The sequence below is a fragment of the Paraburkholderia sp. BR14312 genome (genome assembly GCF_040948675.1).
Lineage (GTDB): Bacteria > Pseudomonadota > Gammaproteobacteria > Burkholderiales > Burkholderiaceae > Paraburkholderia > Paraburkholderia nodosa_A.
In genome coordinates, this window is the sequence record NZ_JBFPKI010000001.1 from 73,847 (window position 1) to 97,288 (window position 23,442).

At 61.7% G+C, this 23,442-nt stretch carries 23 protein-coding genes; 12 read left to right on the forward strand and 11 right to left on the reverse strand.

What is annotated here, in order from left to right; all coding sequences use genetic code 11:
• Positions 1 to 250 precede the first annotated feature (250 nt).
• From AB3X98_RS00270 to AB3X98_RS00290, 5 genes are all read right to left on the reverse strand, one after another.
• The gene (locus AB3X98_RS00270) at positions 251 to 724 is read right to left on the reverse strand and encodes a PRC-barrel domain-containing protein (RefSeq protein WP_069262064.1); all 474 of its coding nucleotides are present in this window, start codon (positions 722 to 724) and stop codon (positions 251 to 253) included.
• Positions 725 to 881: 157 nt separating this feature from the next.
• Entirely contained in the window at positions 882 to 1,193 is a 312-nt protein-coding gene (locus AB3X98_RS00275; RefSeq protein WP_368610196.1) for a hypothetical protein, read from the reverse strand.
• Positions 1,190 to 1,564 (reverse strand): phage holin family protein, encoded by a 375-nt coding sequence (locus AB3X98_RS00280; RefSeq protein WP_368603113.1) that lies wholly within the window; start codon positions 1,562 to 1,564, stop codon positions 1,190 to 1,192. Before AB3X98_RS00280 ends, AB3X98_RS00275 begins: the two co-directional genes overlap by 4 nt.
• A 53-nt stretch (positions 1,565 to 1,617) precedes the next feature.
• Entirely contained in the window at positions 1,618 to 1,881 is a 264-nt protein-coding gene (locus tag AB3X98_RS00285; protein WP_368603114.1) for a CsbD family protein, read from the reverse strand.
• Positions 1,882 to 2,040: 159 nt separating this feature from the next.
• Entirely contained in the window at positions 2,041 to 3,369 is a 1,329-nt protein-coding gene (locus AB3X98_RS00290) for an NRAMP family divalent metal transporter (protein ID WP_368603115.1), read from the reverse strand.
• Positions 3,370 to 3,649: 280 nt separating this feature from the next.
• On the opposite strand from AB3X98_RS00290, the gene AB3X98_RS00295 reads away from it, so the two are divergent.
• The 3 genes from AB3X98_RS00295 (at position 3,650) to AB3X98_RS00305 (ending at position 7,806) form a co-directional block, all read left to right on the forward strand.
• Complete coding sequence (locus AB3X98_RS00295) at positions 3,650 to 4,726, forward strand: acyl-CoA dehydrogenase (RefSeq protein ID WP_368610197.1); 1,077 nt, start codon at positions 3,650 to 3,652, stop codon at positions 4,724 to 4,726.
• A 133-nt stretch (positions 4,727 to 4,859) separates the two neighbouring features.
• Positions 4,860 to 5,435 (forward strand): pyridoxamine 5'-phosphate oxidase family protein, encoded by a 576-nt coding sequence (locus tag AB3X98_RS00300; protein WP_368603117.1) that lies wholly within the window; start codon positions 4,860 to 4,862, stop codon positions 5,433 to 5,435.
• Between the two features lie 280 nt (positions 5,436 to 5,715).
• Positions 5,716 to 7,806: a penicillin-binding protein 1A gene (locus AB3X98_RS00305; protein WP_368603118.1), complete on the forward strand. Its 2,091-nt coding sequence runs from the start codon at positions 5,716 to 5,718 to the stop codon at positions 7,804 to 7,806.
• A gap of 162 nt (positions 7,807 to 7,968) precedes the next feature.
• Here the strand turns inward: AB3X98_RS00305 and phaP are convergent, their stop codons facing one another.
• Together phaP and AB3X98_RS00315 are read right to left on the reverse strand one after the other, a co-directional pair.
• A complete protein-coding gene (gene phaP, locus AB3X98_RS00310) occupies positions 7,969 to 8,502 on the reverse strand; it encodes a TIGR01841 family phasin (protein WP_368603119.1) in 534 nt (177 codons plus the stop codon).
• Between the two features lie 128 nt (positions 8,503 to 8,630).
• Positions 8,631 to 8,828 (reverse strand): hypothetical protein, encoded by a 198-nt coding sequence (locus tag AB3X98_RS00315; protein WP_368603120.1) that lies wholly within the window; start codon positions 8,826 to 8,828, stop codon positions 8,631 to 8,633.
• Between the two features lie 370 nt (positions 8,829 to 9,198).
• Here AB3X98_RS00315 and AB3X98_RS00320 point away from each other — a divergent pair, with 370 nt between their 5' ends.
• The 5 genes from AB3X98_RS00320 to AB3X98_RS00340 all read left to right on the forward strand — a co-directional run bounded on the left by AB3X98_RS00320 (position 9,199) and on the right by AB3X98_RS00340 (position 12,804).
• Positions 9,199 to 9,426: a hypothetical protein gene (locus tag AB3X98_RS00320; RefSeq protein ID WP_069262072.1), complete on the forward strand. Its 228-nt coding sequence runs from the start codon at positions 9,199 to 9,201 to the stop codon at positions 9,424 to 9,426.
• 430 nt (positions 9,427 to 9,856) lie between these two features.
• Complete coding sequence (gene phoU, locus AB3X98_RS00325; protein WP_368603262.1) at positions 9,857 to 10,561, forward strand: phosphate signaling complex protein PhoU; 705 nt, start codon at positions 9,857 to 9,859, stop codon at positions 10,559 to 10,561.
• Positions 10,562 to 10,655: 94 nt separating this feature from the next.
• The gene (locus AB3X98_RS00330; RefSeq protein ID WP_368603121.1) at positions 10,656 to 11,312 is read left to right on the forward strand and encodes a hypothetical protein; all 657 of its coding nucleotides are present in this window, start codon (positions 10,656 to 10,658) and stop codon (positions 11,310 to 11,312) included.
• Between the two features lie 100 nt (positions 11,313 to 11,412).
• A complete protein-coding gene (locus AB3X98_RS00335; protein WP_368603122.1) occupies positions 11,413 to 12,102 on the forward strand; it encodes a hypothetical protein in 690 nt (229 codons plus the stop codon).
• 537 nt (positions 12,103 to 12,639) lie between these two features.
• A complete protein-coding gene (locus AB3X98_RS00340) occupies positions 12,640 to 12,804 on the forward strand; it encodes a zinc ribbon domain-containing protein (RefSeq protein WP_083245053.1) in 165 nt (54 codons plus the stop codon).
• Positions 12,805 to 12,819: 15 nt separating this feature from the next.
• On the opposite strand, the gene AB3X98_RS00345 is transcribed toward AB3X98_RS00340, so the two are convergent.
• The 3 genes from AB3X98_RS00345 to AB3X98_RS00355 are packed head-to-tail and all read right to left on the reverse strand — an operon-like array spanning position 12,820 to position 18,651.
• The gene (locus AB3X98_RS00345) at positions 12,820 to 15,873 is read right to left on the reverse strand and encodes an efflux RND transporter permease subunit (RefSeq protein ID WP_069262075.1); all 3,054 of its coding nucleotides are present in this window, start codon (positions 15,871 to 15,873) and stop codon (positions 12,820 to 12,822) included.
• A gap of 11 nt (positions 15,874 to 15,884) precedes the next feature.
• Positions 15,885 to 17,036, reverse strand: coding sequence for an efflux RND transporter periplasmic adaptor subunit (locus AB3X98_RS00350; RefSeq protein WP_368603124.1), 1,152 nt, complete (start codon positions 17,034 to 17,036; stop codon positions 15,885 to 15,887).
• 37 nt (positions 17,037 to 17,073) lie between these two features.
• Positions 17,074 to 18,651 (reverse strand): efflux transporter outer membrane subunit, encoded by a 1,578-nt coding sequence (locus AB3X98_RS00355; RefSeq protein WP_368603125.1) that lies wholly within the window; start codon positions 18,649 to 18,651, stop codon positions 17,074 to 17,076.
• Between the two features lie 314 nt (positions 18,652 to 18,965).
• On the opposite strand from AB3X98_RS00355, the gene AB3X98_RS00360 reads away from it, so the two are divergent.
• Complete coding sequence (locus AB3X98_RS00360; RefSeq protein WP_368603126.1) at positions 18,966 to 20,492, forward strand: FAD-dependent oxidoreductase; 1,527 nt, start codon at positions 18,966 to 18,968, stop codon at positions 20,490 to 20,492.
• Positions 20,493 to 20,635: 143 nt separating this feature from the next.
• Positions 20,636 to 21,019 carry an ATP-dependent protease gene (locus AB3X98_RS00365; protein WP_342948119.1) on the forward strand — a complete coding sequence of 128 codons (384 nt, stop codon included), beginning with the start codon at positions 20,636 to 20,638 and terminating at the stop codon, positions 21,017 to 21,019.
• Positions 21,020 to 21,117: 98 nt separating this feature from the next.
• Here the strand turns inward: AB3X98_RS00365 and AB3X98_RS00370 are convergent, their stop codons facing one another.
• Complete coding sequence (locus AB3X98_RS00370; protein WP_028204535.1) at positions 21,118 to 21,324, reverse strand: hypothetical protein; 207 nt, start codon at positions 21,322 to 21,324, stop codon at positions 21,118 to 21,120.
• 441 nt (positions 21,325 to 21,765) lie between these two features.
• On the opposite strand from AB3X98_RS00370, the gene AB3X98_RS00375 reads away from it, so the two are divergent.
• Complete coding sequence (locus AB3X98_RS00375; RefSeq protein ID WP_342948120.1) at positions 21,766 to 22,530, forward strand: class I SAM-dependent methyltransferase; 765 nt, start codon at positions 21,766 to 21,768, stop codon at positions 22,528 to 22,530.
• A 251-nt stretch (positions 22,531 to 22,781) separates the two neighbouring features.
• Positions 22,782 to 23,441 carry a carbonic anhydrase gene (locus tag AB3X98_RS00380; protein WP_368603127.1) on the forward strand — a complete coding sequence of 220 codons (660 nt, stop codon included), beginning with the start codon at positions 22,782 to 22,784 and terminating at the stop codon, positions 23,439 to 23,441.
• Position 23,442 lies beyond the last annotated feature (1 nt).

Sequence of the window (23,442 nt, forward strand, 5' to 3'; positions counted from 1 at the left end):
TATTGATGCTGCATGAAGCGCGGTGGATGGGGAGCAAGAAACGCGCCCGGAGCTTTCATTTAGCAAACACTGTAGATGGCAGTCGGCGCGGCGCCGGTCAGGGTATTGACCAGCGAACACCGCCTTTGCAAAAAAAATGGCACCGGCCGCTAAAAGCCGATGCCCCATTTGCCGCTCTGGAGGAAGTTTTACAGCAGCTCCGTTCAGGCTCACCCGTGGGACTATTCGTCCCACGGAGATCGGGTTGCTCTCACAAGTCCGTCGGGTTATTCATTCCGGGATCACGTCCCGGAAGCTCCCCAGTCGCCAGCCAGTACGGGCGGCGGTTGTAGTAGTCATGCAGTTGCGTCCCCCACGTCGAATCAGCCATCGATGGCCAGTGATCCTTATCGAATCCGGGATCGTCCTTGATTCGTTGAGCCTGGATGTCGACACGGAAGCACTTCTCATTGGTGTCCAGCGTCAGTGCGTTCCACGGAATGGCGTGAAGCGTATTACCCATGCCGAGGAATCCGCCCTCAGCCAGGACTGCGTACGCGACGCGCCCGCTACGTACATCGAGCATGATGTCGGAGATCTTGCCGACGTGTTCACCGTCAGCAGAAATCACCTTGTCGCCGTCGAGCGTGGCCGCGGCCATGATTTCGGGCCCCGGGCCTTCGCCGACGCCCCCGCCGACGATCTGTGCGCCAGTGCCCCCTGCCTGGGGATCAAGGATAGTCATGTTGCGCTCCTTTCGGTTAAGAGTTGCGCTCGCTCTAGCGCACGCCGCGTGCCACGCTGCCGTTCGCACATGAATTTAACCCGCGTCTCATTGTCGTGGCGCAATGGGTCGAGCTTCGCGTCGAGCAACACATGATCGTCGCCGAAGTGCGCTCCGCTCAGCGTGCAAGACGCAACCGGACATTGCGCACGATCCAGCCAGCCAGACCGGTGCGCATCACGACGGGCAAGACGCGTCTCGGGCCGATAAGCAGGGCGCCCAGCGTGAAGCATCCGAGCATGGCGAGGAGCGGCGCGGCGGACACCGGGCGGCCGACGCTCGCCAGGCTACGCGAATGTGCACGGGCGGCAGCGTGCCCGGCTGCCCGCGAGCGAACGTTGGCCGCAAGCAATCGCACGCGCGTCAATTCCATATGAGTAAGCAGGACGGCTTCAGATGCCTGACGATTCAATCGGGAGCGACGACTCATTTAAGCGCCTCGTTGAGCGTTTCAAGGTCCGCTTGCAATTCGCTCTTGAGTACCGCGAACGAACGCGCCGGCTTTTGTGCGCGGAATACCAGCAATGCGGTGATCGAGGCGAATAGCCAGAGCACCGCTATGCTCCACACGACAGTGAGGAAATAGCGTGTATTCCACGCGGATGCGATCAGCGCGACGCAAAAGAATGAGAGCGTGAATAACCCACTTACGGCGAGAGCCACGAGCGCGAGGATTTCGCGCGTCATGGATGTGCGTGCCTCGGACAGTTCGAGTGACAGCAGTTGCCCATAGTCCGTTGTGCGGACCGCGAGAAATCGCAACACGTTGTGCCAGCGGTCGAGCTTCGCGTGAATTGTCATGGTCCACCTCGCACATGCGGCGTGCCGGCAACATCCGTCCGGTTCAGGTCCGCTTATTCGCGGCTCGCTCCCCATAACGCTCCGAGCGCGAAGCCGATGCCCACGGCGATACCCACGGTCGCCAGGGGATTGTCCGCAATCGTCTCGCGCGTCACGACCGCCGCGTCGGTCGCCAGTTGTTGTGACTTGCCGCATAGCGCCTTTGCCTTGCCCGACAATCTGGTACTCGCGTCGCCCAGCAGTTCGCCGACCGCCTCTTGCGCGTCGCCCGCAAGTTCACGGACCCTGCCTTCGGTTTTCGTGGTTCCCATTTTCATGTCTCTCTCCCAGTCAGCCTGCCTGCACAATGCGCGAAACCGCGCAAATCGCTATCGACAAGAGCCCATGCGCAACGGGCGTGCCAACCACGCGAGCGCCGCTGCCGGGCTTCGCAGCCCTCCTGCCGACGCAGACGAGCACCTCTGCGCCATGCACAGCTAGGGAAGCTGAAGGACGACATGAGCGGCCAGGGCCGCGCAGGTAGTGATGGTTGCAAGCCAGCACAAGGTGCGCGTGAACCAGTGCGCTTTCATCTCGCCCACCGCTTCACGCCGGGCACTCAGGAGCACGAGCAGGATCAACACCGGAGACACTGTCATCCCGTTGGTCAGCGCACTCCAGTAGCAGGCCCGGAGCGGATCGACGCCGAATGCGCCAAACAGCAGTGCGACGATAGTGCTCACCGCCATAAGCAACACCAGGATTGCAGCTATCCGGCGATCCCGCTGCGTGCCCCGCTGCCACCCGAACGAACTGGCGGCGGCGTGCGCGGCTGAGCCGGCCAGCGGCGGGAGTGCGAGCAGCGCTGTGCCAAGCAGCGCGAGGCCGAGCAGCGGCTGCGCGTAGGCACCCGCGACCGGCGCGATCGCTTGCGCGGCCTCGCGAGTCGAGCCAGAGGGAGTGAGCGATGCATGGGTCGCGTGTAATGTCGCGGCCGCGGCGCAAAGGATGAGTGCTCCGCATACGTTGGACATCGAGGTACGCACCAGTATGTCGCTTCGTATTTTCTTTAGCTGCTGCCGGACGTCTTTCTGCTGTACGCGGCTGCTGTCCTGAGTGCCGTCGTGCGAGCCCTCTTCGACTTCCTGCTCGGCTTGCGAGAACAGCAGATACGGGCTGACCGTGGTACCGAGCACCGCGAGCAGCATCCCCAGATAGTCTTCCGACCAGCTGATGTGCGGCACGAAAGCGCGCCAGGCCAAAGTGCGCCACGGCACGTCCGCCACCAGCATGACGCCTGCATAACAGAACAGCGACAGAGCTAGCCACTTGAGGTAGTTTGCATAGCGCGCATAAGGCACCCACCACTGCAGCGCGAGCGACATGCCGGCAAAGAAAACCGTGAAGAGCGGGACCGATCCCCTGAATATCAACTGCGCGGCTTCGCCCATCGCCAGCATGTCGGCGGCCATGTTCACGGTATTGGCTCCGAGAAAACGGGCGACCGCCAGCAGAAACAACCAGCGGGAATAGTGTTCCCGCATGTTCTCGGTCAGGCCCTTGCCCGTGACGGCCGCGACGCGCGCAGACACCATCTGCAGTGCCACCATCGACGGCCAGGAAAGCACGCAGACCCACAGGAGATCGAAGCCATACTGCGCGCCTGCCAGCGAATACGTCAGGATGCCGCCGGGATCGTTGTCGGTTGCGATCGTACCCAGGCCCGGTCCGATGTCCGCCGCCCAGCCGTGCGCCGGATTTTCCCTGCTTCGATTGTTTCGGTTCACGAGAAAGCGTCGCGACCGGTCGCGCTCGCCGGCTTTCATACCTTCCTGACTAGAGTGAAGTGACTCGTGCGGGACGCACGCGCCTGCTCGCGCAGGCGGCATTCCCGCGTTCGTGGCGGACCTGCATGACGCGGCACCGCGTTTGCTGTATCGCCATGGCACGCAAGCAATTTTTCCGTCGGTGGTATATCGAGGCCTTCAGAACCGAGGAGTGAATCGCAATGGCAAGAGCGCCGAAGACACCAGGCAGCCGCGTCGCCGCCGGCAATGCCAGCATCGCGGTTGGCGCCCGCACCGCGCGCACGAATCCGGGGCTGTGATGGAGAGCGCGACTCCACGGCAGGTCCGTACGTTGTCTGGCGACGGCGTGTGCGGCCCGTTCGACTTTGCGGCACTGCTCGAAGGCTGCACGCTGCCACTCGACGCGCAGTCGCTCGCGGGCGCCGCACGCCAGCTCGTCGCCGTGGGCCCCGCGCTACCGCTGCCGGGAGGCGGAAGCACGCTCGCGCGCTGGCAATTTCTCGCCGGGCTCGCCGGACAGGATCTCTCGCTCCTCAAGATCTACGAGGCGCATGCCGACGCACTCGCCATTCAGTCAGAGCTTGAAATGCCGTGCCTGCCGCATGTAGCGGTGCCCCGCAGATTGGAACCAGAAATATGGGGTGTATGGGCAGCCCGTTCTCCGCGCAACGAGCTGCGTTACGCCTCAAGCCGCAGCGGGCAGATCCTGCTTTCAGGCGTCAAGCCGTGGTGTTCAGGTGCGGCATTCGTCACGCACGCGCTGGTGACCTGCATCGACAGCGACGATCGCGATTGGCTCGCCGCACTGCCCATGGACCAACCAGGCGTGACGGTCACGGCACGTGGCTGGGAAGCCGTCGGCATGGCGGCGACGCAAAGCGTCGAAATCGATGTGCTCAACGCACACGCCACGCTCGTCGGTCCAGTGGACGGCTACTTGCGGCGCCCTGGCTTCTGGCACGGCGGCGCGGGCATCGCCGCGTGCTGGTACGGCGCGGCCGCGGCGCTGGCCGTCCGCCTGCGCGACGCGGCGAGGCGCCGCGATGATCCGCACCTGAATGCGCATCTCGGAGCGGCCGACGCCGCGTTGAGCGCAGCGCGCGCCTTGCTGCGCGACGCCGCACATAAGATCGACTCCGCGCCACACGCCGACGCCATGGCGCTCGCGCTGCGTGCTCGCGCCGCTGCGGAAAGCGCCGTCGAGGCGACTCTGCATGCCTGTGCGCGCGGCCTGGGCGCCGGCCCGCTGTGCCGCGACCGCTGGTTCGCTCACATGGCAGCGGATCTGCCCGTGTTCGTCCGTCAGAGCCACGCGGAGCACGATCTCGCTGCGCTCGCGAAGCGAGCCGCGGCGGACGAAGACTGGACACTCTGAGCCTGCCTTGGCAACATGGAACGCCCTCTTTCGCACGCCGACCACTTCGATGCCCAGTTCGCCCATGATGCCGACCCGTGGCATCACCGCACGAGCCGGCACGAGGCGCGCAAACGCTGAAGGGGCCGCGCCGATGAACCTCGAACAAATCTACAACCGCATCTGGGATTGCCTCGCTGCCGCTGTCCGTGAAGATAAACATCCCTTCAAGGTCATGCAGGCAGCAACCGTTAGCCTCGATGGTGCACCTAACGTCCGCACCGTGCTGCTTCGGAGTGCCATTGAACCGCAGAACGTGCTTACTTTTCATACCGACCTGCGCTCGCCGAAGATTGCCGAACTCAGACGGGAGCCGCGAATCGCGCTCGTCGGCGTCGACCCTGTTCACAACCTGCAGGTCCGCGTGTCCGGCGAAACCCGAATACTTTGCGACGGGCAGGCCCGTCTCGATGCGTGGAGGTCCAGTCCCGACCATGACCTGGTCGTCTACCGGACGCGCTTGCCGCCCGGGACTCCCATGATCCACGCTGATGATGCGCTCGATGAGACGCACGTTCCTGGACCGGGCGAAGGTCTGCGGCATTTCGGCGTCGTTGAGGTGCGCCCCACACGCCTGGACTGGCTGGACCTCTCGGCAGCGGACCGTCACCGACGCGCGCTGTATGTCCGTCGAGGCGATACCTGGGTCCATTGCTGGGTCGCCCCCTGAACGCGCCTCCCCTGAACGCGCGATACCGCCGTCCTCGTGCCGCAGAATCGAAACAAGTGTAATCGTCTGTTAGCAGTACACCTGCAGAGCCATTTTTCTGCCGGAATACCGCCTGGGCTTTGGTACGATCCGGCGTTTCGTATATGGCTCAACCACCGTGAATCACCCCTATGTGTCGCTCTTTCGTGAACGCTGCGCACGCTGGGCGAAATCCGGTCGGGCCGCTGCTGCCAGCGCCGGTGCAATGACCGTGCGCCTTATCGCTGCGACGTGGCACAGCATGCGCCATCCGACACGTCGCGGCATTGCACTGACAATTGCCGCTGTGCCTGCGCTGTCGCTCGCGTATACGCTGGCCCTTGTTCCATTCACACCCCGCCTCGGTGACATCCGCAAGGCACGCGTCGACCGTCCCGCGCTAATCCTCTCCGCCGACGGCACCGTGCTCGCGGAATTCAAGCCGGTCAATCGCGAGTGGGTCACGCTAAGCCAGATCTCACCGCATGTGGTGGATGCCCTGATCGCGACCGAGGACCGCCGCTTCTATCAGCATCACGGTATTGACCTGAGGCGCATTCCGTCGGCGGCATTGCGCACGTTTGCCGGGGCACGGCAGGGTGGCTCCACCATCACGCAGCAACTGGCACGCAACCTGTATCCCGATGAAATCGGCCGCGCACCGACGTTGACCCGCAAACTCAAGGAAGCGATCACGGCGCTCAAGATCGAATCTGTCTACAGCAAGGACCAGATCCTCGAGACGTACCTCAACACCGTGCCGTTCCTCTACAACGCCTACGGCGTCGAGATGGCTGCGCGCACCTACTTCGGAAAGCGCGCAGCAGACCTCGATGTCCTCGAGAGTGCAACGCTCGTTGGCATGCTGAAGGCGAATAGCACGTACAACCCTGTGCTCAATCCTGAGCGCGCACTGGAACGCCGCAATACGGTACTTGCGCAGATGTTGAAATACGGCAAGCTCAGTCCTCCTGAGTATGCCCGGCTGAACCGGCAACCGCTCAATGTCGATTTCGAACCGCAGGCCGAGCCCATTGGCACTGCACCGCATTTCGCAGTACAGCTGCGCAGGTGGTTGACCGCGTGGGCTGATCGCAACGGCTATAACATCTATTCGGACGGGCTCGTGGTGCACACCACAATCGACTCCCGACTTCAGGCAATGGCGACACAGGCCGTTGCCTGGCAGGCCGGCCAGCTGCAGTGGATCGCGAGCGGCACATGGAACGAGCGCACAGGCTGCTGGCCGGGGAACGAACTGTTCCAGTCCTTCATCAGACAGACAGCGGAGTACCGGACCGCACGGGACACCGGCCTTTCCGACCAGGCCGCAATCAGGAAACTTGCGCAGGATGCGGCGTTTGTGGATGCGCTCTGCCACAGCAAAACCCAGATTCAGGCCGGATTCGTCGCCATCGATCCACGCAATGGAGACATCAAGGCATGGGTCGGCAGCCGGGACTATCGCGACGAGCCGTTCGATCACGTGCAGCAGGCGCGCCGGCAACCCGGCTCCACCTTCAAGGCTTTTGTGTACGGTGCGGCATTTGCCGATGGTGCACAACCGGGTGACACGATCGTCGACCGCAACGTTGCCATTGCATTGAAGGGCAATGCGGTATGGCGGCCGACTGACCCCGAGCCCCCTACCGGCCGCCCGATGACACTGCGCAATGCGCTTGCCTTCTCACGCAATCGCGTGACTGCACAGCTCATGCAGCGGGAGGGACCGACAAAGGTTGCGGCGCTCGCGCGTGAAATGGGCGTGCGCGAAAGTCCCCTTGATGCCGTGCCCTCGCTTGCCCTGGGCACGAGCCCGGTCACGCTCAAGGAGATGGTCTCGGCGTATTGCACGATCGCGAACCGGGGAGCCTATGTCGAACCGCGCATGGTGACACGTATCGAAGATCGCAACGGCAACATGCTCGCCGAATTCCCTGCTGCACGACCGGAGCAGGCGCTGCCGGCCGCTGCTGCGCTCAAGCTGGTCGATGCGATGCGTGACGTCGTCAACCGCGGCACTGGCTCCGACATCAGGACGCGTTTCGGCATTCACGCCGACGTGGCCGGCAAAACCGGAACGACGCAGGACAACACGGATAGCTGGTTCATCCTGATCCATCCGCAACTGGTCGCCGGCGCGTGGGTGGGCTTCGACGACGCACGCGTGACATTGCGCAACGACTACTGGGGCGAAGGTGCGCATGGTGCATTGCCGATGGTGGGGGCTTTCTATGACATGGCACTGCGCGCGCGTGTCGTTGATGCGCACGCACAGCTTGCGCCTGTGAGCAATCAGTCGCACGCAGGTCATGCGCGCCCGCGCCATCATTTCCTCTTCTGGCGATTCTGATGCTCGCGAGCTATTTGGTCGATTGCGGACTGGCCAAGGCGTCGCCGTTGCGCCAGAACGAATAGATTGGCACTCACGTCGCCACGATGATCAAAGGCCCGACAGGCATGGATCGACACGCCCGTCGCCCCATGAGACCAACTCACGCCATGTCGGTCGCTGTTACTGCGCGCTCGCGCGCCTGGCACTCTTCGACGCGGCATTGGCGACCAGGTTAAAGTTGCTTCGCGCGACTTCGACCGCCTGCTGCCCCGTATTCCCGAGCGTCTGGTAGAGCGTATTGGCCGCGGTAATCGCGGAGTTGAACGCAGCCACAGCCGCCTCTGAGCCCGCAGGCGCGTTTCTGGTCGCTTCCTCGACGAATGTCTGCGCCCGGCGCATACGTGCTTCGCCTTCCGCCCGTGCGACGCTGAGAAGTTCAGCGTGCGTCGACGACACGATCCCCAAAAGCTCGCGAGTGTAGGACTGAACCTTCTCAGCCATTGGCGCTCCGAGCGTGCCATGGAGCGCGATCCAGTCCTGTGGCTTTTCCACCGTGGTCTGCGACAACTCCGACGCCTCCTTGAGTGTCGCTCGTATGTATTGTGCGTTGAGTTCAGTGAGTTTGCCGATCCCATCGACCATCGTGCTGATCAGACCATAAACGGCGTCGAGATTGCCACGTTGAGCGCTTGCGACCAGTTCCTGGGTGTGCATGATCAATAGTCTCCTTAATGGGCGGAAATGCTGCGACCCCGCGCGTCGCCAGCGCGGAATGAAAAAAATGGGGTGTTGATCGACCGGTCATCCCGCGCCCGGCTCGAAGCGGGGCGACCGGGTGCCTGTCAACGTTTTCGCGTCATGGTCTGAAGCAGGGATTCGCCTTCATCCGTCACATGCGCGAAGCGTGCACCGGTTGCGAGGCTCTCGAGTGCTACGAGTTGTTGCTCGAGCAGCGTATCGAGTTCCTCGCGGCCCATGTCGATCTGGTCGGGCGATGACTTGACCAGCATGAGCGTCGCAAATTCGTGAGGGCTCAGCACTTGTGTCTCCTGGAATCCCGGACCGGCGGGTCTTTACCGCCGCATGTGTTGCCAGCCTGACCGACTTCAGATCGCGACCGCCTCCTTCGAGTCGCGTCTACCTGGCGAAGAAAAGCTTAAAGATGGCTTGTACGAGCATATTCAGGGCCGACCCGAAAGTACACGATGTATGGGTGTTCGTATGTGCATCTTTATGGACAGGCTTCCGAGGCGGGAGCGAGAGCGCCCCTCCGCTGCGGTCGGCGCCCTTCTCGTCAAAAGGAACATGCGTCGCATGCAAGGCGAAGTCACCTCCAACTCGCTGGGACGACTCGCGGCATGACATTTGCGCAGGCGCTTTTCATCACGCGACAAGCTACCGGAGCGAGCCATGCAATTCATGTTTCAGTCTTGCCTGATCAGCACGAGCGCAAGCATCGATGACGGGAGAATTGTGGCGAACGCGAGAATCTTCGTCCCGGCGTCAGACGGCTCATTCGAAGATGACGTCCATGACATCTGTCTGGACGACAACTTCATCGACGAGAACGAAGCGCTGAGCTATGCGCGCGAACGCGCAATGGGCTGGGTCGAAGAGCATTGCGTCAGTGAGATCTAGCGCCGCGGCTCAATCTTGCTGCCCGATGGCGTGACCCCACAACACGCAACCTTCGTATTCTTCTGCTGCATTGGCGGGTCACCCGTATGCCGCAGTACCGCCTGGAAGTTTAGCCACTTTTGGCCCCGGCAAGTCTGGCAATCTTATGCCTCGATGCACATGTCATTCGTGCACAAGCTGCAGCTTTCCCACCGAGCGCGGCGCGTCGCCTTACCGATCGCACGCGCAAACAACCGTCAGCCAGCTCTCGCTACGACCTGCATTTGCCAGTCACGCCGTCGCGCCTCAGCGGCTAAGGCGATCCATAAGTCGTGGATTCCGGACAGGCATGCATGCAAGGACCGGACCTATCATGTCTGTCTGCGCTGCGTCCACGGGATGGTCCATTTGATTGGCAGTTCCGCGCGCGTGGCTCATCAAGGGGACGATGATGCCGGAAAAACATCTATCCAGCGGTTTTGACGCTGACCTCACCCTCGCTTCGACGAGGCTCCTTGAGATGGGCGGCCTCGTAGAGTTGCAGATCGCTCGCGCCCTTTCGTTACTGCATGCGTTCGACCCCGACGTCGTCTACGCGGTGCTCGAAAGCGAGCAACGACTGAATCTGATGGAGCTGGAAATCGATGGAGAGGTGAGTAACGTCATCGCTCGCAGACAGCCTGCAGCCCGCGATCTTCGACTTCTGCTGGCCATCTCGAAGTGCACCACCAATCTCGAGCGCGCTGGCGATGAAGCACGGAAGGTGGCCAAGCGCATCCGTCGCATCCAGGCCAATAGTGAAGCTCCGGTCATCGGAATCGTCGAAATCAAAACCTCGGCAGAGATGGCCATGAGCCTCCTCCATGGAGCGCTGGATGCGTTCGCACGAATGGATAGTGCCGCAGCCGCGCATCTGGTGCGGGACGATGTGGCCATCGATAACGAGTTTCGGGCGTTTACGCGCGGACTGATTGCCGAAATGACGGCGGACCCGCGCGTCGTTTCGACTGGGCTCGATTACATGGTCATCGCCAAAGCCATAGAGCGCATTGGGGACCATGCTAAAAACATCGCCGAGTTCGTCGTCTATGTCGTCAAAGGTACCGACGTGCGGCATGTACCTGCGGCTCAACTCGAGCATGAGGCCAGCAGCTGAGCGGCTGCCAGGCCTTCTTGAACCGTGGACGACTTCACCACGGCGCATTTTTTCGGACACAATGGACCCTCAACGTTGCGCAACGCGGGCAAACATGGTCACAGACACATTTCTGCCTGATTCGATGGAACCGCAGGTACTTCTGGACGGCGCACCAGCGCAGGCAGACTACTTTCTGCTCTCGACGCTATGGGGCCCCGAGGGAACTCTTATCCCCGTATTTCAGGTACTCGGCTGGATGGAAATCCTGCGCCATCGCGGTGCCGATTTCGCATCGCATGCCGCCGTGTGTCAGTACTGGCTCTACGAACACGTGCCAGACGTACCCGCATTGCTGCACGCGTGGAAATGGGAGCGGCTCGCCCGCAACACGGTCGCCCGAAGCGCCGTCGCCCTCGCCAGGCAACAGACGCTCGTCAGCCAGCTCCGGCGTCACCGCATTCAAGAGTCCACAGCTGTTGCCACGCTCGATTCAATGCAGAAGGCTTTCGGGGTCTTCTGCGAAATCTGGGCGATGCACGCCAAAACCCTCGATGTTTTACTGGGGCGCCCTGACGAACGGGACCCGCCCTCGCAGCCCGGTGCCGTTCCTGTTCATGTGGCCGCTGAGTTCAACCCGGAATCGGCGCCCAGCGCCCGGCTGGAATATGGCGGTGGCCCGGAGACTAGCCCGGCGGGATGGATTTTCAATCCGTCATCGACTCCGAACCGTGACGATCGTTGCCCAGGGCATTGCGCGAGCGGCAGATAGCAACATTTCGTCTGCACAAATGCAACAAAGAACAATAATGAAAGGAATCTCCAACTCACGACGCCAGGTCTTCGTGTGTCATCGCGGTCGGGAGCCACTCGTGAAAGTCCGCAACGCGACGCCAACCCTCTCGTTGCTCACGAGGCACTCTTGCCATGCCGCACTGTTGCTCGGGTGTCTGACGAATCCGTGCACAGCGCAGCCGCCAGCAAGTCCACCCGGCACACCCACGGCTGACGCGCCGAGCTACAAGGTCGGTGATACGTGGACCTTTATATGGGGGCGAACCGACTCCACGCCCGGCGTTCCTCTTGTTGTGACGGTAGTCGCAGTAACAGAGACGCAGACGACGATGTCGTCCTCGTGGAACGGTGGGCGCCAAAAGGAAAACCACTACGACAGTCAGGGCAACCTGACGCGGGATGGCAACGGAACAACGTATGAGCCAAGCAATGGAACCCTGAGTTTCCCAATGACTGTGGGAAAGAACTGGGACTTTCATCATGTCCGGCGTTTCACGATCGGAACCATTGATGTCAGCGGCCACGACGAGATCGTTGCGTTCGAGAGGATACAGGTACCCGCTGGTTCATTTGACGCCTACAAGATAGTCAGCCATGGGGTGAACGCCAGGCAGCTTGATCGCTTGTACGATGCGCCGTTCACCGAAACCTACTGGTACGCGCCAAGCGTTAAAAAGGTCATCAAGTCGGATTACGTGTTGTATCTCGATCACCAGGCGCTGCTGTCCCGTACTTCCGAACTGAGTGCTTATTCACTTGCGCCGTGACAGCGCTTGACGCAAGCGTTGGCCGTTCCTTTGAATGGTGCAAGCACTACATAACTCGCTATCACGGCTTCGCGTTACGAGACAATGTTTGGGGGAGCGGCTGGGGTACGGCCCTGCTGCCCTGCCCTCGCAAACGCTTCATTTAGGCAACAGGAATAGACATACCATTGGGTCCCGTGAACGTGATCCCTGCTTCGAGCTCTGGCCGGAAGTGATCGCCGCGGTAACTTTCAGGGCGAATTCCGCCGCCTCGGCACTAGAATTCAGTGCATGGTCGCATTCCCGAAGGAGGCTGCCATGACTCAGTCAATGATCAGTTTTTGGGTTGGCCTTGTGGTTCTCGTTGTCGTTGCCATGGCCCTGTCCCGTCGCTACAGGCGCGAACACCAGGGAGAGAGCCTGAGCCAGTGGCTCGACACGCACCATATGAGCTGGATGCATCGCAAGCACTAGCTTGCGACCGGACCGACACCGGAGAGCGCGCCCATTTCCTGCACTGGAATGGGTTGTCGCCCGGTTTCTCGTTAGAGGAATACCATGCCGACTTACCAGTACCGGTGCGAGAAATGTGGTGAGATGTTCGAGCATGCCGAGCATCTTGCTGAACATCAATCCGCTCATCCGCCTTGCCCGAAGTGTGGCAGCGAGAAAGTTCAGCACATCCCCACACCATTCGTGGCGAAAACATCCAGAAAATCGTGAAATCTCTTCGGTTGCTCAGGTCTGCTCCGGATGCTCGCTGTCTCGATGGTGGTCCGCGGCGAGGAACATATACATCGCGGGCACGACGAACAGCGTAAACAGCGTGCCGATCGACATCCCCGTGAAGATCACGAGTCCCATTGCGTTGCGGCCGGCCGCACCCGCACCCGACGCGATCACGAGCGGCACGACGCCCAGCACCATCGCGGCTGTCGTCATCAGGATCGGCCGCAAGCGCACGCCAGCCGCTTCTTCGAGTGCCTCGCGCTTGCCGCGCCCCGCGCGTTGCAGTTCATTCGCGAACTGCACGATCAGAATGCCGTGCTTGCTCACGAGGCCCATCAGCGTGACGAGGCCCACCTGCGTGTAAATGTTGAGCGTGGTGAGTCCCACGTTGATGAAGATCAGCGCGCCGAACAGCGCCATCGGGACCGATACGAGAATCACGACCGGATCGCGAAAGCTCTCGAATTGAGCGGCGAGCGCGAGAAACACGATGATCGTCGCCAATAGCAGCGTGGTCACGAAGCCGCCGGACTCCTGCACGAACTGTCGCGACAGACCCGAATAATCGGCCGTGTATCCCGCCGGCGCGACGTCGGTCGTGGCCTTGCGCAGGAAGTCGAGCACTTCGCCCTGCGAGATGCCCGGCGCGAGCACGCCGGAAATCGTGGCCGAATTGAGCTGCTGGAAGTGATTGATCGACTCGGGCACGACGTTGCGCTGCAGATGCGTGACCGTCGATGCGGGTATCACGCTGCCATTGGCAGTGCGCAAGTAATAGTCGAGCACTTGCGACGGGTTCAGCCGGTCCGTTTGCAGCACCTGCGGAATCACCTTGTACGAGCGGCCAGCGATCGAAAAGTAGTTGACGAAGTTCCCGCCGAGCGCCGCGCCCAGCGTCTGCCCGACATCGCTTTGCGTCAGCCCGAGCGAAGCGACTTTGTCGCGGTCCACGAGCAACACGCTTTCGGGCTTGTCGATCTTCAGATCGCTGTCGACGAAGAAGAACATGCCACTTGCGCGCGCCTTTTGCAGCACGGCTTGCGACACTTCGTTGAGGTTCTCGAACGGCTCCGTCGTGCTGATGACGAATTGCACGGGCAATCCTTGCGCGCCCGGCAGGGGCGGAAACTGAAATGCGGCGACACGCGCGCCCGCGATGCCGTTCCACTTCTGCTGCAATTCCTGCTGTAATTGCGTTGCGCCCTTCTTGCGCTTGTCCCACGTCTTGAAGAGCACGCCGCCGATACCCTGGTTCAGCGTCGGCACGCCCGTGAGCTGGAACATCTGCGCGTATTCGGGCAACTGATTCGAGATGTCGAAGACCTGATCCGCGTAGGTCTGCATTTGCTGGATCGTCGCGTTCGGCGGCCCCTGGACCTGGGACAGAACGATGCCCTGGTCCTCCTGAGGTGCGAGCTCCGTTTGCGACGTCATGAAGAGATAGACGGTGCCGCACAGGAGCAGCGCGCCCATCACGACGAACACGGGCCACGTGTCGAGCATCGCATGCAACAGACGCCGGTAGCCGTGATGCACACGTTCGAACTGCCGGTCGACGAAGCGCGGGAAGCGCCCCGACTGCTGGTCCATGCGGAAAAAACGCGAGCACATCATCGGCGAAAGCGTCAGCGCGATCACGCCAGACACCGTGACGGCGCCCGCGAGCGTGAACGCGAACTCGGTGAACAGCGCGCCAGTCAGTCCGCCCTGAAAGCCGATGGGCACGTACACGGCGATCAGCACGACCGTCATCGCGAGAATCGGGCCGCCGAGTTCGCGCGCCGCGATCAGTGCGGCTTCGAAAGGCCGCCTGCCCTCCTCCTTCATATGCCGGTCGACGTTCTCGACCACGATGATCGCATCGTCGACGACGAGGCCGATGGCGAGCACGAGCGCAAGCAGTGTCAGCAGATTGATCGAATAGCCGAGCACCTGCATCACGAAGAACGTGCCGATCAGCGAGAGCGGCATCGCAATCACCGGCACGATCACCGCGCGCAAGCTGCCGAGGAAAAGGAAGATCACGACGGTGACGATCAGCAGCGCCTCGACGAGCGTCTTCACTACTTCCGTGATCGCCGTGTTGATGAAGTCGGTCGCGTCGTAGACGATGTCGCCCGTCATGCCCGTCGGGAACTGCCTCTGCAGATCCGGAAAGATCGTTTTCACGCGCTTCGCGACGTCGAGCACATTCGCATCGGGCGCCACTTTGATGCCGATGAACACCGATCGCTTGCCGCTGAACGCGACGTTGAAGTCGTAATTGTCAGCACCGAGCACGACGTTCCCCACGTCTTCAAGCCGCACGATCGCGCCGTTCTTCTGCGTGACGACGAGTTTCTTGAAGTCCTCGACGGAATGCAGGTCGGTGCCCGCGTTGAGATCGACGCTTATCATCTGGCCTTTCGTTGTGCCAAGCGTCGCCAGATAGTTGTTGTTGCCGAGCGCCGTGAATACGTCAGCGGCCGTCACGTTGTGCGCGGCGAGCCTGCTCGAGTCGAGCCATGCGCGCAGCGCGAACTGACGGCCGCCGAGCACTTCCGCCGTCTGCACGCCCTGGACCGAATCGAGCTTCGGCTTCACGACGCGCAGCAGATAATCCGTAACGTTGTTGCTCGGCAGCACGTTGCTGTAAAAACCCATGTACATCGCGTCGGTGGTTTGACCCACTTGCACGGTCAGCACGGGCTGTTGCGCCTGCGGCGGCAACTGGTTGCGCACCGATGCGATCTGCGTGTTGATCTCCGTGAGCGCGCGGTTGGAGTCGTAGTTGAGGCGCAGCGTCGCGGTGATCGTCGAGACACCCGTGGTGCTCGTCGACGACATGTAGTCGATACCCTGTGCCTGTGCGATCGCGGCTTCGAGAGGTTGCGTGATGAAGCCTGCCATCGTGTCGGCGCTCGCGCCGTAGTACGCGGTCGTGATCGTCACCACGCCGTTTTCGGTTTGCGGATACTCGCTGACCTTCAGCGCGGCAAGCGAGCGCAAGCCGAGCACGAGTATCAGCAGGCTCACCACCGATGCGAGGACCGGCCGTTCAATGAAGATGTCGGTGAATTTCATCGCGCGCTCTTCTATTGTTCCTGGGGCGTCGGGTTCGGGCTGTTCGCAGGCAGCACGCGGTTGTCGATCACGAGGGGCGTGCCGTTTTTCAGCTTCAACTGGCCGCTCGTCACGACCTGCGTACCTTCGCCGATGCCCTTGAGAATCGCGACCTGGTCGCCGCGCGTCGGCCCCGGCGTGACAAACACCTGCTGCGCGACGGGCATGATCTTGCCTTGTGCGTTCTTACGTTCGCCGGGCTTCACGATGAACACGGTCGCACCATATGGGTTATAGGTAATCGCCGTTTGCGGCAAGGTCAGATAGCGCTGCGCGCCACCCGCATCGATCTTCACGTTCGCGTACATGCCGGGCAGCAGCTTGCGCTCGCGATTGTCGACGGTCGCCTCGATCTGGACGTTGCGCGTGGTGCTGTCCACACGCGGATTGATCGAGCGGATCTTGCCGTCGAACGTGCGGTTGCCGAACGCATCCGTATCGACGACGATGGTCTGGCCAACCTGCAATTGGCCGAGCTGCTGCTGCGGCAGAAAGAAGTCGGCGTAGATCGGGTCGATGGCTTGCAGCGTGACGATGGCGTCACCCGGATTGAGGTACTGGCCGGGGTTGACCGTCGTGATGCCGACGCGTCCCGCGAACGGCGCGCGTATCGTCTTCTTTACGACGAGGGCGGCCTGTTGCTCGACCTGGGCTCTCTTACTCTTGAGGTCGGCGGCGTCGGCGTCGAGCTGCGCCCTGGCAATCGCCTGGATGTCGAACTGCGCCTTGTCGCGCTTGTAGACCGTTTGCGCAAGGTCCGCCGCTGCCTGCAACGACGCGAGCTGCGCGCGGTCCGAATCGTCGTTCAGGCGCACGAGCACCTGGCCCGTCTTCACCTCCTGCCCCGAGTTGAACGCGATCTCGCGCACAAGCCCGGCCACTTCCGTCGTCACGTCGACGCCGCGCACCGCGCGCAGGCTGCCCACGGCGACAAGCTGCGGCTGCCATGTTTGATAGCCTGCAATAGCGGCCGTGACGGTGGCGGGCGGTGCGGCGTTGCTCGCCATGAACTTCTGGATCATGTGCGCCCTGAACAGATTGAAGCCGACCAGCGCGGCGAGCAGTATGCCCACGCAGATCAGCATGATGATCATCCGCTTTGCCATCGGCTTCTTCGTCGTCATCGTCATGTCCTGGCCGGGGTGGCCACTGCAAAAGGATTCATTTCGGCGCAGCCGGACTCGGCTGGGCTGCCTGGCTCGTCGCCGTGTCGTTCCACCAGCCGCCGCCGAGCGCCTGAAACAGCGCTGCCGTGTCTGCATAGCGCGCGGCCCGCGCCTGCGCGAGTTTCACAACCGTCTGCTGGTATTGGCGCTGGGCATCGAGCAGCGCCAGATAGCTGACGCCGCCGATACGAAACTGACCGCGCGTCAGGTCTAGCGAATCGCTGGCAGCGCGCCATGCTTGCGTCTGCCCGCTCAGGCCGGTCGCATCGTGCTCCAGCGCGCGTAACGTATCGGCGACGTTCTGGAATGCGAGCAGCACCGTTTGGCGGTATTGCGCGTTGGCCTCGTCGAATGCCGCTTCTGCCGCGCGCTTTTGCGCACTCAACTGGCCGCCGTGAAAGATCGGCTGCGTGATGCCTGCGCCGATGCTCCAGATCATGTCGGCGTACTTAAGAAGGCCCGCGGGCGTCAGCGCCTCGGGGCCGTAACTCGCGGAGAGCGTGAGCTGCGGATACATGTTCGCCGTCGCCACGCCGACCTGGGCGCTCGCCTGATGCAGCGTGGCGTCGGCGGAGAGAATATCGGGGCGCTGCCGCACGAGCGAAGACGGCACGCTGACGGGCAACGTTTGCGGCAGCGTGAACATCGACATCCGGAACTCGGGCACGTCCGCATCGCTCGGCGGCTTGCCCGCCAGGACCGCGAGCTGGTGACGCGTCTGGTCGAGCGACTGATGCAACGGCGGCAATGTCGCGCGCGTCTGCGCCACCAGCGTTTCCTGTGCAAGCACCGTTGCGCGGCTCACGCCGCCCAGTTCGAGCTGCTTGCGCATGATGCCGAGCTGCGCGTCTTCGTCGTCGGCGATGCGCGCGGTCGCTTCGATCTGCTCCCGCAGCGACGCTTCCTTGATGGCCGCCGTCACGATGTTCGCGGACAACGCGAGATACGCCGCTTGTAACTGAAAGCCCTGGTAATCGACCTGCGAGCGCAACGACTCGAGCTCGCGCCTTCCGCCGCCGAACACATCGAGGTTGTACGACACGTTCACCGATGCGTTATAGAGGTTCAGCAGTTCCGTGAGCTGCGGCTCGCCGAACGTGACGCCGTTGAACTTCTCACGCGTGGCATTGGCCTTTGCATCGACTGACGGATAGAGCGTGGTGCCCATTTGCGCGCGAAGATTTTCGCCGGCCTGCCTGAGCGCCGCTTGCGCCGCGGCAACGTTGGGGCTGTTGGCGAGCGCCTCGCGTATCAGCGCGTCGAGCGGCTCGCAATGATAGAGCGTCCACCACTGTGCGGGAATGTCGAGGCCGGCCACGAACTGTTGCGGGACACCCGAAGCGCCCGGCGCCGAGGCCGTTTGATCGGGTAGCGGCGTGGACGTGTAGGTGCCGGTAGCGGGCGGCGCGGGCGTATGGTAATTGGGGCCAACCGTGCAGCCGGACAACGCGATCAGGACGATGCCCCATGCAGCACGCGTGAGCGTATCGCCGGCTGCATGGCGGAGAGACGCACTGCGAGAATGCCAGTGCGACCGGCTGCGACTGAAACCGTGGTTGACGTCATCGATCATCGCTCCACCTTGTTTCACTGCGCGGAAAACGAACGAAACGGCAGATGCAGAGTTTGAAATCATGCCACAACATGTTCACGCGACCCGCGAACGGTTTTCCCACGGGACCCACGCCTCACCGCAGATGCCAGCTGAAATCCGGAATCACGAAGCTTTCGGATGACTGAAAGAGTTCCGCAAGCGGATTGGTCTCTGGCAATGTCGGGTCCTGCCTGCGGCGGTGTTCTGATCAACGTGGACTAACATTGAAACTGGCGGCCTCTGCCGAGGACGCCGGTAGTGATTAGCTGGGTCACGTGCCCGTGGAGGTCGCCATGAGTGGTGAGGCATCGAATGAAAGCGGTCCTGATCTGGCAAAAGGCGTGCCCATCGAATCCCTCGGTGAAGCTGGCCTGTTGTCAGGGCACGTCGGTAATGATGCGGTGCTGATTGCGCGGCTCGGTGATGAATTCTTCGCTATCGACGCTGCCTGTACTCACTACCACGGCCCACTCGCCGAAGGCTTGACCGTCGGGGACACGGTACGGTGCCCGTGGCACCACGCGTGTTTCAGCCTGCGTACAGGGGAAGCGGTGCGAGCGCCTGCGCTCAGCCCTGTCGCGTGCTGGTCTACCGAGATCCGGGGCGACAAGGTTGTTGTACTGCACAAAAAAGCGCCGCCCGCGGGTTCCGGGCCCTCGCCGGCCGGAGCGCCACAGAAGATCGTGATCGTCGGTGCAGGGGCCGCAGGCTTTGCTGCGGCCGAGCGCCTGCGGGGCCTCGGCTACGCGGGCAGTCTCACGATGCTGAGCGACGACGCGGCGCCGCCGGTGGACCGGCCCAACCTCTCCAAAGACTATTTGGCCGGCAGCGCGCCTGAGGAGTGGGTGCCGCTTCGAGACGATGCTTTTTACACAGACCAACGCATCGATCTGCGGCTGAACACCGGTGTCTCGCGTCTTCACATCGCCGCGCAGGAAGTGGAGCTTGCGGATGGGAGCAAGGTCCCCTACGACCGTCTGCTCTTAGCCACCGGGGCCGAAGCGGTTCGCTTGCCTATTCCCGGCATGGATTTGCCGCATGTGCATACCCTTCGCACATTGGCCGATTCCCGCGCCATCATCGCTCGCGCGGAGAACTCGCGGCGCGCGGTTGTCATCGGAGCCAGCTTCATCGGACTGGAAGTGGCGGCGTCATTGCGCGCGCGTGGACTCGAAGTCCATGTCGTGGCGCCGGAGCAGCGTCCGATGGAACGTGTGCTGGGGCCACAGATGGGTGAATTCGTGCAGCGGTTGCATGAAGAACACGGCGTCGTCTTCCACCTCGGGAACACCGCCAGCGCGATCGACGCGCGGCAGGTATCGCTCAAAGCGGGCGGCAGCCTGGAGGCCGATCTGGTGGTGATCGGCGTCGGCGTGCGGCCGCGACTGGCATTGGCCGAGCAAGCCGGCCTCGCGATCGACCGCGGCGTGGTGGTCGATGCCTGCCTGCAGACCAGCGCGCCTGGCGTCTTCGCTGCCGGCGACATCGCACGCTGGCCCGACCCGCACAGTGGCACGGCAATTCGCGTGGAGCACTGGGTCGTCGCGCAGCGCCAGGGACAAACGGCGGCGATGAACTTGATTGGCGGACGTGAGACGTTCGACGCCGTGCCATTCTTCTGGAGCCAGCACTACGATGTCCCGATCAACTATCTCGGGCACGCGGACAGTTGGGACGAGATTTCAGTTGACGGCGATATTGCAGCGCGCGACTGCTTCCTGCGCTACAAGCGAGACGGACGCGTCGTCGCCGTAGCCTCTATTTATCGCGATACAGAGAGTCTGCGGGCAGAGGTCGAGATGGAGCACGATTTCCGTTGACGCGGGAGCGAATCGCAAACGGATGCCCCCTCAAGTGACTTGCCCTCCCGTCGTCTTCCTGGGACGGCATGGTTGACGAGTTCGCGGCACACGCCCGGGTGCGGCCTGTGCGATGATGCGCCACGGCAACCATGAGATAGGCGATGACATCTACATTCGACGAGGCAACAACGGCGGCGATCGCCGCGTTTGCCCAACTGGACTTCTACACGGCGGTGCAGGCGATGCGTGCCGAAGCCGACTACGACCGCGAGCGGGACCAGTGGATCTCGCGCTACATCGACGAGCACGGCGGCGGCGCGGACGATGCGGCATACGATGCCTTGCACGCGCAGGCCCAGGCAACTCCGGAATACGCGCAGTTCATCGATGCCGTTCGCCGGGAAATCCAGGAATACTTCGGCGTGGCCGACGAACAACTGGACTGGGTAGTCCTGCTTCGCAATGACGACAGCGATGAGCTTTGGGCGGAGGTCAACCGGCAGCGGAGCGAGTTGGGAACCGGTGAGGTCCGCGGAGATCTCTGAGCATTGCTTGCCAACGGGCTTGCAAGTCGTGCTGGATGCGCCCATGAAAGGGTCATGAGCGACCGCTCGTTCCCAGGCCCACCGCAACGTGTCGTTTTCTAATATTCGTTAATTAATCGAGCCAACGACTCGGCTTCTCGCGCAACGGCTTCGTCTGCTGATACGCCGTCACCTATCCATAGCTGGACGGTGTCGGCGAACGCTGTTTTTGCCGCGCCGCACAACTGAGCGATGCGAATTCTATACACACCGTCGAAGCTAAACACTTCCAGCCGCCCTTCATACTCACGCGCATAGAATTTCATCGCCAGCTCCTTGTGTCGCTGCCGTGCGTTTTTTCACCGCTCCGGATATCGCCGCCGCGCCAGGCGTGCTGCCTCCTGCGGTACGAGCACAGCCTCAAGCCGCGGTCACCCATCATGCGCTCAATCGGCCAGCGGTCGCAACCGTCGTCGCGACGAGCCACAACGGCCAATGATCTACACCGTTGCACGGACATTTGATCGTCGGTTTTCCAGCGATATATAGACCTTCGCAAACCAGCCAAATCAGCTTTCTATCCACGGTTTTCGAACTTTGGCTCCGCCATCATCTATATTTTCAACGCGCCCACGAAAATAATTAAATATCACCGCCGTTTTCGCATATGTGTCCTATTGTTGAGATCGTGATTTAAATCCCTTCCGCCCGGAAAGTTTGCCGACATCTTCGTCGCCAGCACGTCATTCCGCCATTCAGAGGTCGAAATGAGCCATATTACGATTTCATATCATTATGTTGATTGCAATCGTAAATTCGAACATTACGACGCTAATCGATCATTCTTTCAGGAGTACTACGCCACTCGTCTCGCAGCGGAGCCCGGAATATCCTGCCATGTACTCGACATCGGATGTGGTCACGGCACCAACCCAACCATCAGCAGGATCCAGCATGTCCTTGGGGAAGTTGATGGCGTCGATCCGTTCCCCGTTGTTCAACCCCATCCATTGATCAGGCAGCGGTGGACCTGTGCCATGGAGGAAATCCCCGTTCCGTCGAACACGTACGACCTCGCCTATTCCTATAACGTTGTAGAGCATGTCGTCAACGAGACTTCGTTTCTCGCCAAAACGATCGAGGTGCTCAAACCCGGCGGTGTGTATTGGTCAATGTCGCCTAATGCGAGACACCCGTTCACTGTCATCGTGCGGATCATGCAGGCGCTCGGGATAAAGTATCTCTACCGCCGGTCAATCGCTCCACAGGCAAACGATTATCCCGCCTATTACCGGCTTTGCAACGCTACGAAAGTCCTAAAAGCAATCGAAAAGCTTGATCTTCCAGTATCGAAAATCGACTTCTTCCTGATCCCGAACGTCCAGTGGGATACGTTTTTTCCGCGCCGACTTCGCTTCATTGCCCACTTGATAGACCGCGTTGTTGTCCTTAACGCGCCTTCGATGTCAAACATTTTCATGTTCCGCATGGAGAAAATGGATACCGGGCCACGCGACGGGGCGGCGACATGACCCATCCAGGCGATTCTTCATCGGCAAGCGTTGCCTGCGCGAGGCGTAGGGGTGACGTGAGTGGCTCCTCCGTCCCAGCAGGCTGCCGAACATTCGACTCGACGAGCGGGATCTCGAGCGTTGCGGGGCTGTTTTTTTATATTCGCCGCGCATTGTTCCGATTTATTTTTCGAAACCGACAGGCTGATTTCTGATAGAAAGGTATACGTAATGATTGAGCGAAGCCGCCACCTTCAACGGAGCCTCGACCCATGAATCTGCCGAAACGTATGCTCGTTGCCAACGTCGCCTGGGCACAGGAAATCGCCCGGCGCGATCCACAATTCTTCAGCACGCTTGCCACAGGGCAAAAGCCCCAGGTGCTGTGGATCGGCTGCTCCGACAGCCGCGTGCCCGCCGAAAGCGTCACGCACTGCGCGCCCGGAGACTTGTTCGTTCACCGCAATATCGCGAACCTTTTCCATCCCGACGATGACAACAACATGAGCGTGCTCGAATACGCGCTGCGTGTGCTGCGAGTCGCGCACATCATCGTTTGCGGGCACTACGGCTGCGGCGGCGTACGCGCCTCGCTGCTTCCGCCCGCCGACGGCCTGCCCCATGTGAACCGTCGCATCGAGCCGCTTTGCGCGCTCGCGCAAACGCACCGCTCGACGCTGGCGCGCCTGCCATCGGAAGAGGCACGCATCAACCGCCTTGCCGAACTGAACGTGATCGAACAGGTGCGCCTGCTGCGCGAGCATCCGCTCGTACGTGAGGGCGAACCTGCGCCGCTCGTGCACGGCTGGATCTTTTCGCTGAACGACGGCCAGCTGCGTGAACTCGCGTCGGGCTACGACGTTGAAACAGCGAAAGCAACCGCCGCGGCCTGTGCTAATCCATTGCGCATTGCACAGCCCACGCACGCTTGAG

Coding starts and splice junctions, on each gene's coding strand:
- AB3X98_RS00270 (WP_069262064.1), bottom strand. CDS start 724: ATGACTATCCTTGATCCCCAGGCAGGGGGCACTGGCGCACAGATCGTC.
- AB3X98_RS00275 (WP_368610196.1), bottom strand. CDS start 1,193: ATGAGTCGTCGCTCCCGATTGAATCGTCAGGCATCTGAAGCCGTCCTG.
- AB3X98_RS00280 (WP_368603113.1), bottom strand. CDS start 1,564: ATGACAATTCACGCGAAGCTCGACCGCTGGCACAACGTGTTGCGATTT.
- AB3X98_RS00285 (WP_368603114.1), bottom strand. CDS start 1,881: ATGAAAATGGGAACCACGAAAACCGAAGGCAGGGTCCGTGAACTTGCG.
- AB3X98_RS00290 (WP_368603115.1), bottom strand. CDS start 3,369: ATGAAAGCCGGCGAGCGCGACCGGTCGCGACGCTTTCTCGTGAACCGA.
- AB3X98_RS00295 (WP_368610197.1), top strand. CDS start 3,650: ATGGAGAGCGCGACTCCACGGCAGGTCCGTACGTTGTCTGGCGACGGC.
- AB3X98_RS00300 (WP_368603117.1), top strand. CDS start 4,860: ATGAACCTCGAACAAATCTACAACCGCATCTGGGATTGCCTCGCTGCC.
- AB3X98_RS00305 (WP_368603118.1), top strand. CDS start 5,716: ATGCGCCATCCGACACGTCGCGGCATTGCACTGACAATTGCCGCTGTG.
- phaP (WP_368603119.1), bottom strand. CDS start 8,502: ATGCACACCCAGGAACTGGTCGCAAGCGCTCAACGTGGCAATCTCGAC.
- AB3X98_RS00320 (WP_069262072.1), top strand. CDS start 9,199: ATGCAATTCATGTTTCAGTCTTGCCTGATCAGCACGAGCGCAAGCATC.
- phoU (WP_368603262.1), top strand. CDS start 9,857: ATGCCGGAAAAACATCTATCCAGCGGTTTTGACGCTGACCTCACCCTC.
- AB3X98_RS00330 (WP_368603121.1), top strand. CDS start 10,656: ATGGTCACAGACACATTTCTGCCTGATTCGATGGAACCGCAGGTACTT.
- AB3X98_RS00340 (WP_083245053.1), top strand. CDS start 12,640: ATGCCGACTTACCAGTACCGGTGCGAGAAATGTGGTGAGATGTTCGAG.
- AB3X98_RS00345 (WP_069262075.1), bottom strand. CDS start 15,873: ATGAAATTCACCGACATCTTCATTGAACGGCCGGTCCTCGCATCGGTG.
- AB3X98_RS00350 (WP_368603124.1), bottom strand. CDS start 17,036: ATGACGACGAAGAAGCCGATGGCAAAGCGGATGATCATCATGCTGATC.
- AB3X98_RS00355 (WP_368603125.1), bottom strand. CDS start 18,651: ATGATCGATGACGTCAACCACGGTTTCAGTCGCAGCCGGTCGCACTGG.
- AB3X98_RS00360 (WP_368603126.1), top strand. CDS start 18,966: ATGAGTGGTGAGGCATCGAATGAAAGCGGTCCTGATCTGGCAAAAGGC.
- AB3X98_RS00365 (WP_342948119.1), top strand. CDS start 20,636: ATGACATCTACATTCGACGAGGCAACAACGGCGGCGATCGCCGCGTTT.
- AB3X98_RS00370 (WP_028204535.1), bottom strand. CDS start 21,324: ATGAAATTCTATGCGCGTGAGTATGAAGGGCGGCTGGAAGTGTTTAGC.
- AB3X98_RS00375 (WP_342948120.1), top strand. CDS start 21,766: ATGAGCCATATTACGATTTCATATCATTATGTTGATTGCAATCGTAAA.
- AB3X98_RS00380 (WP_368603127.1), top strand. CDS start 22,782: ATGAATCTGCCGAAACGTATGCTCGTTGCCAACGTCGCCTGGGCACAG.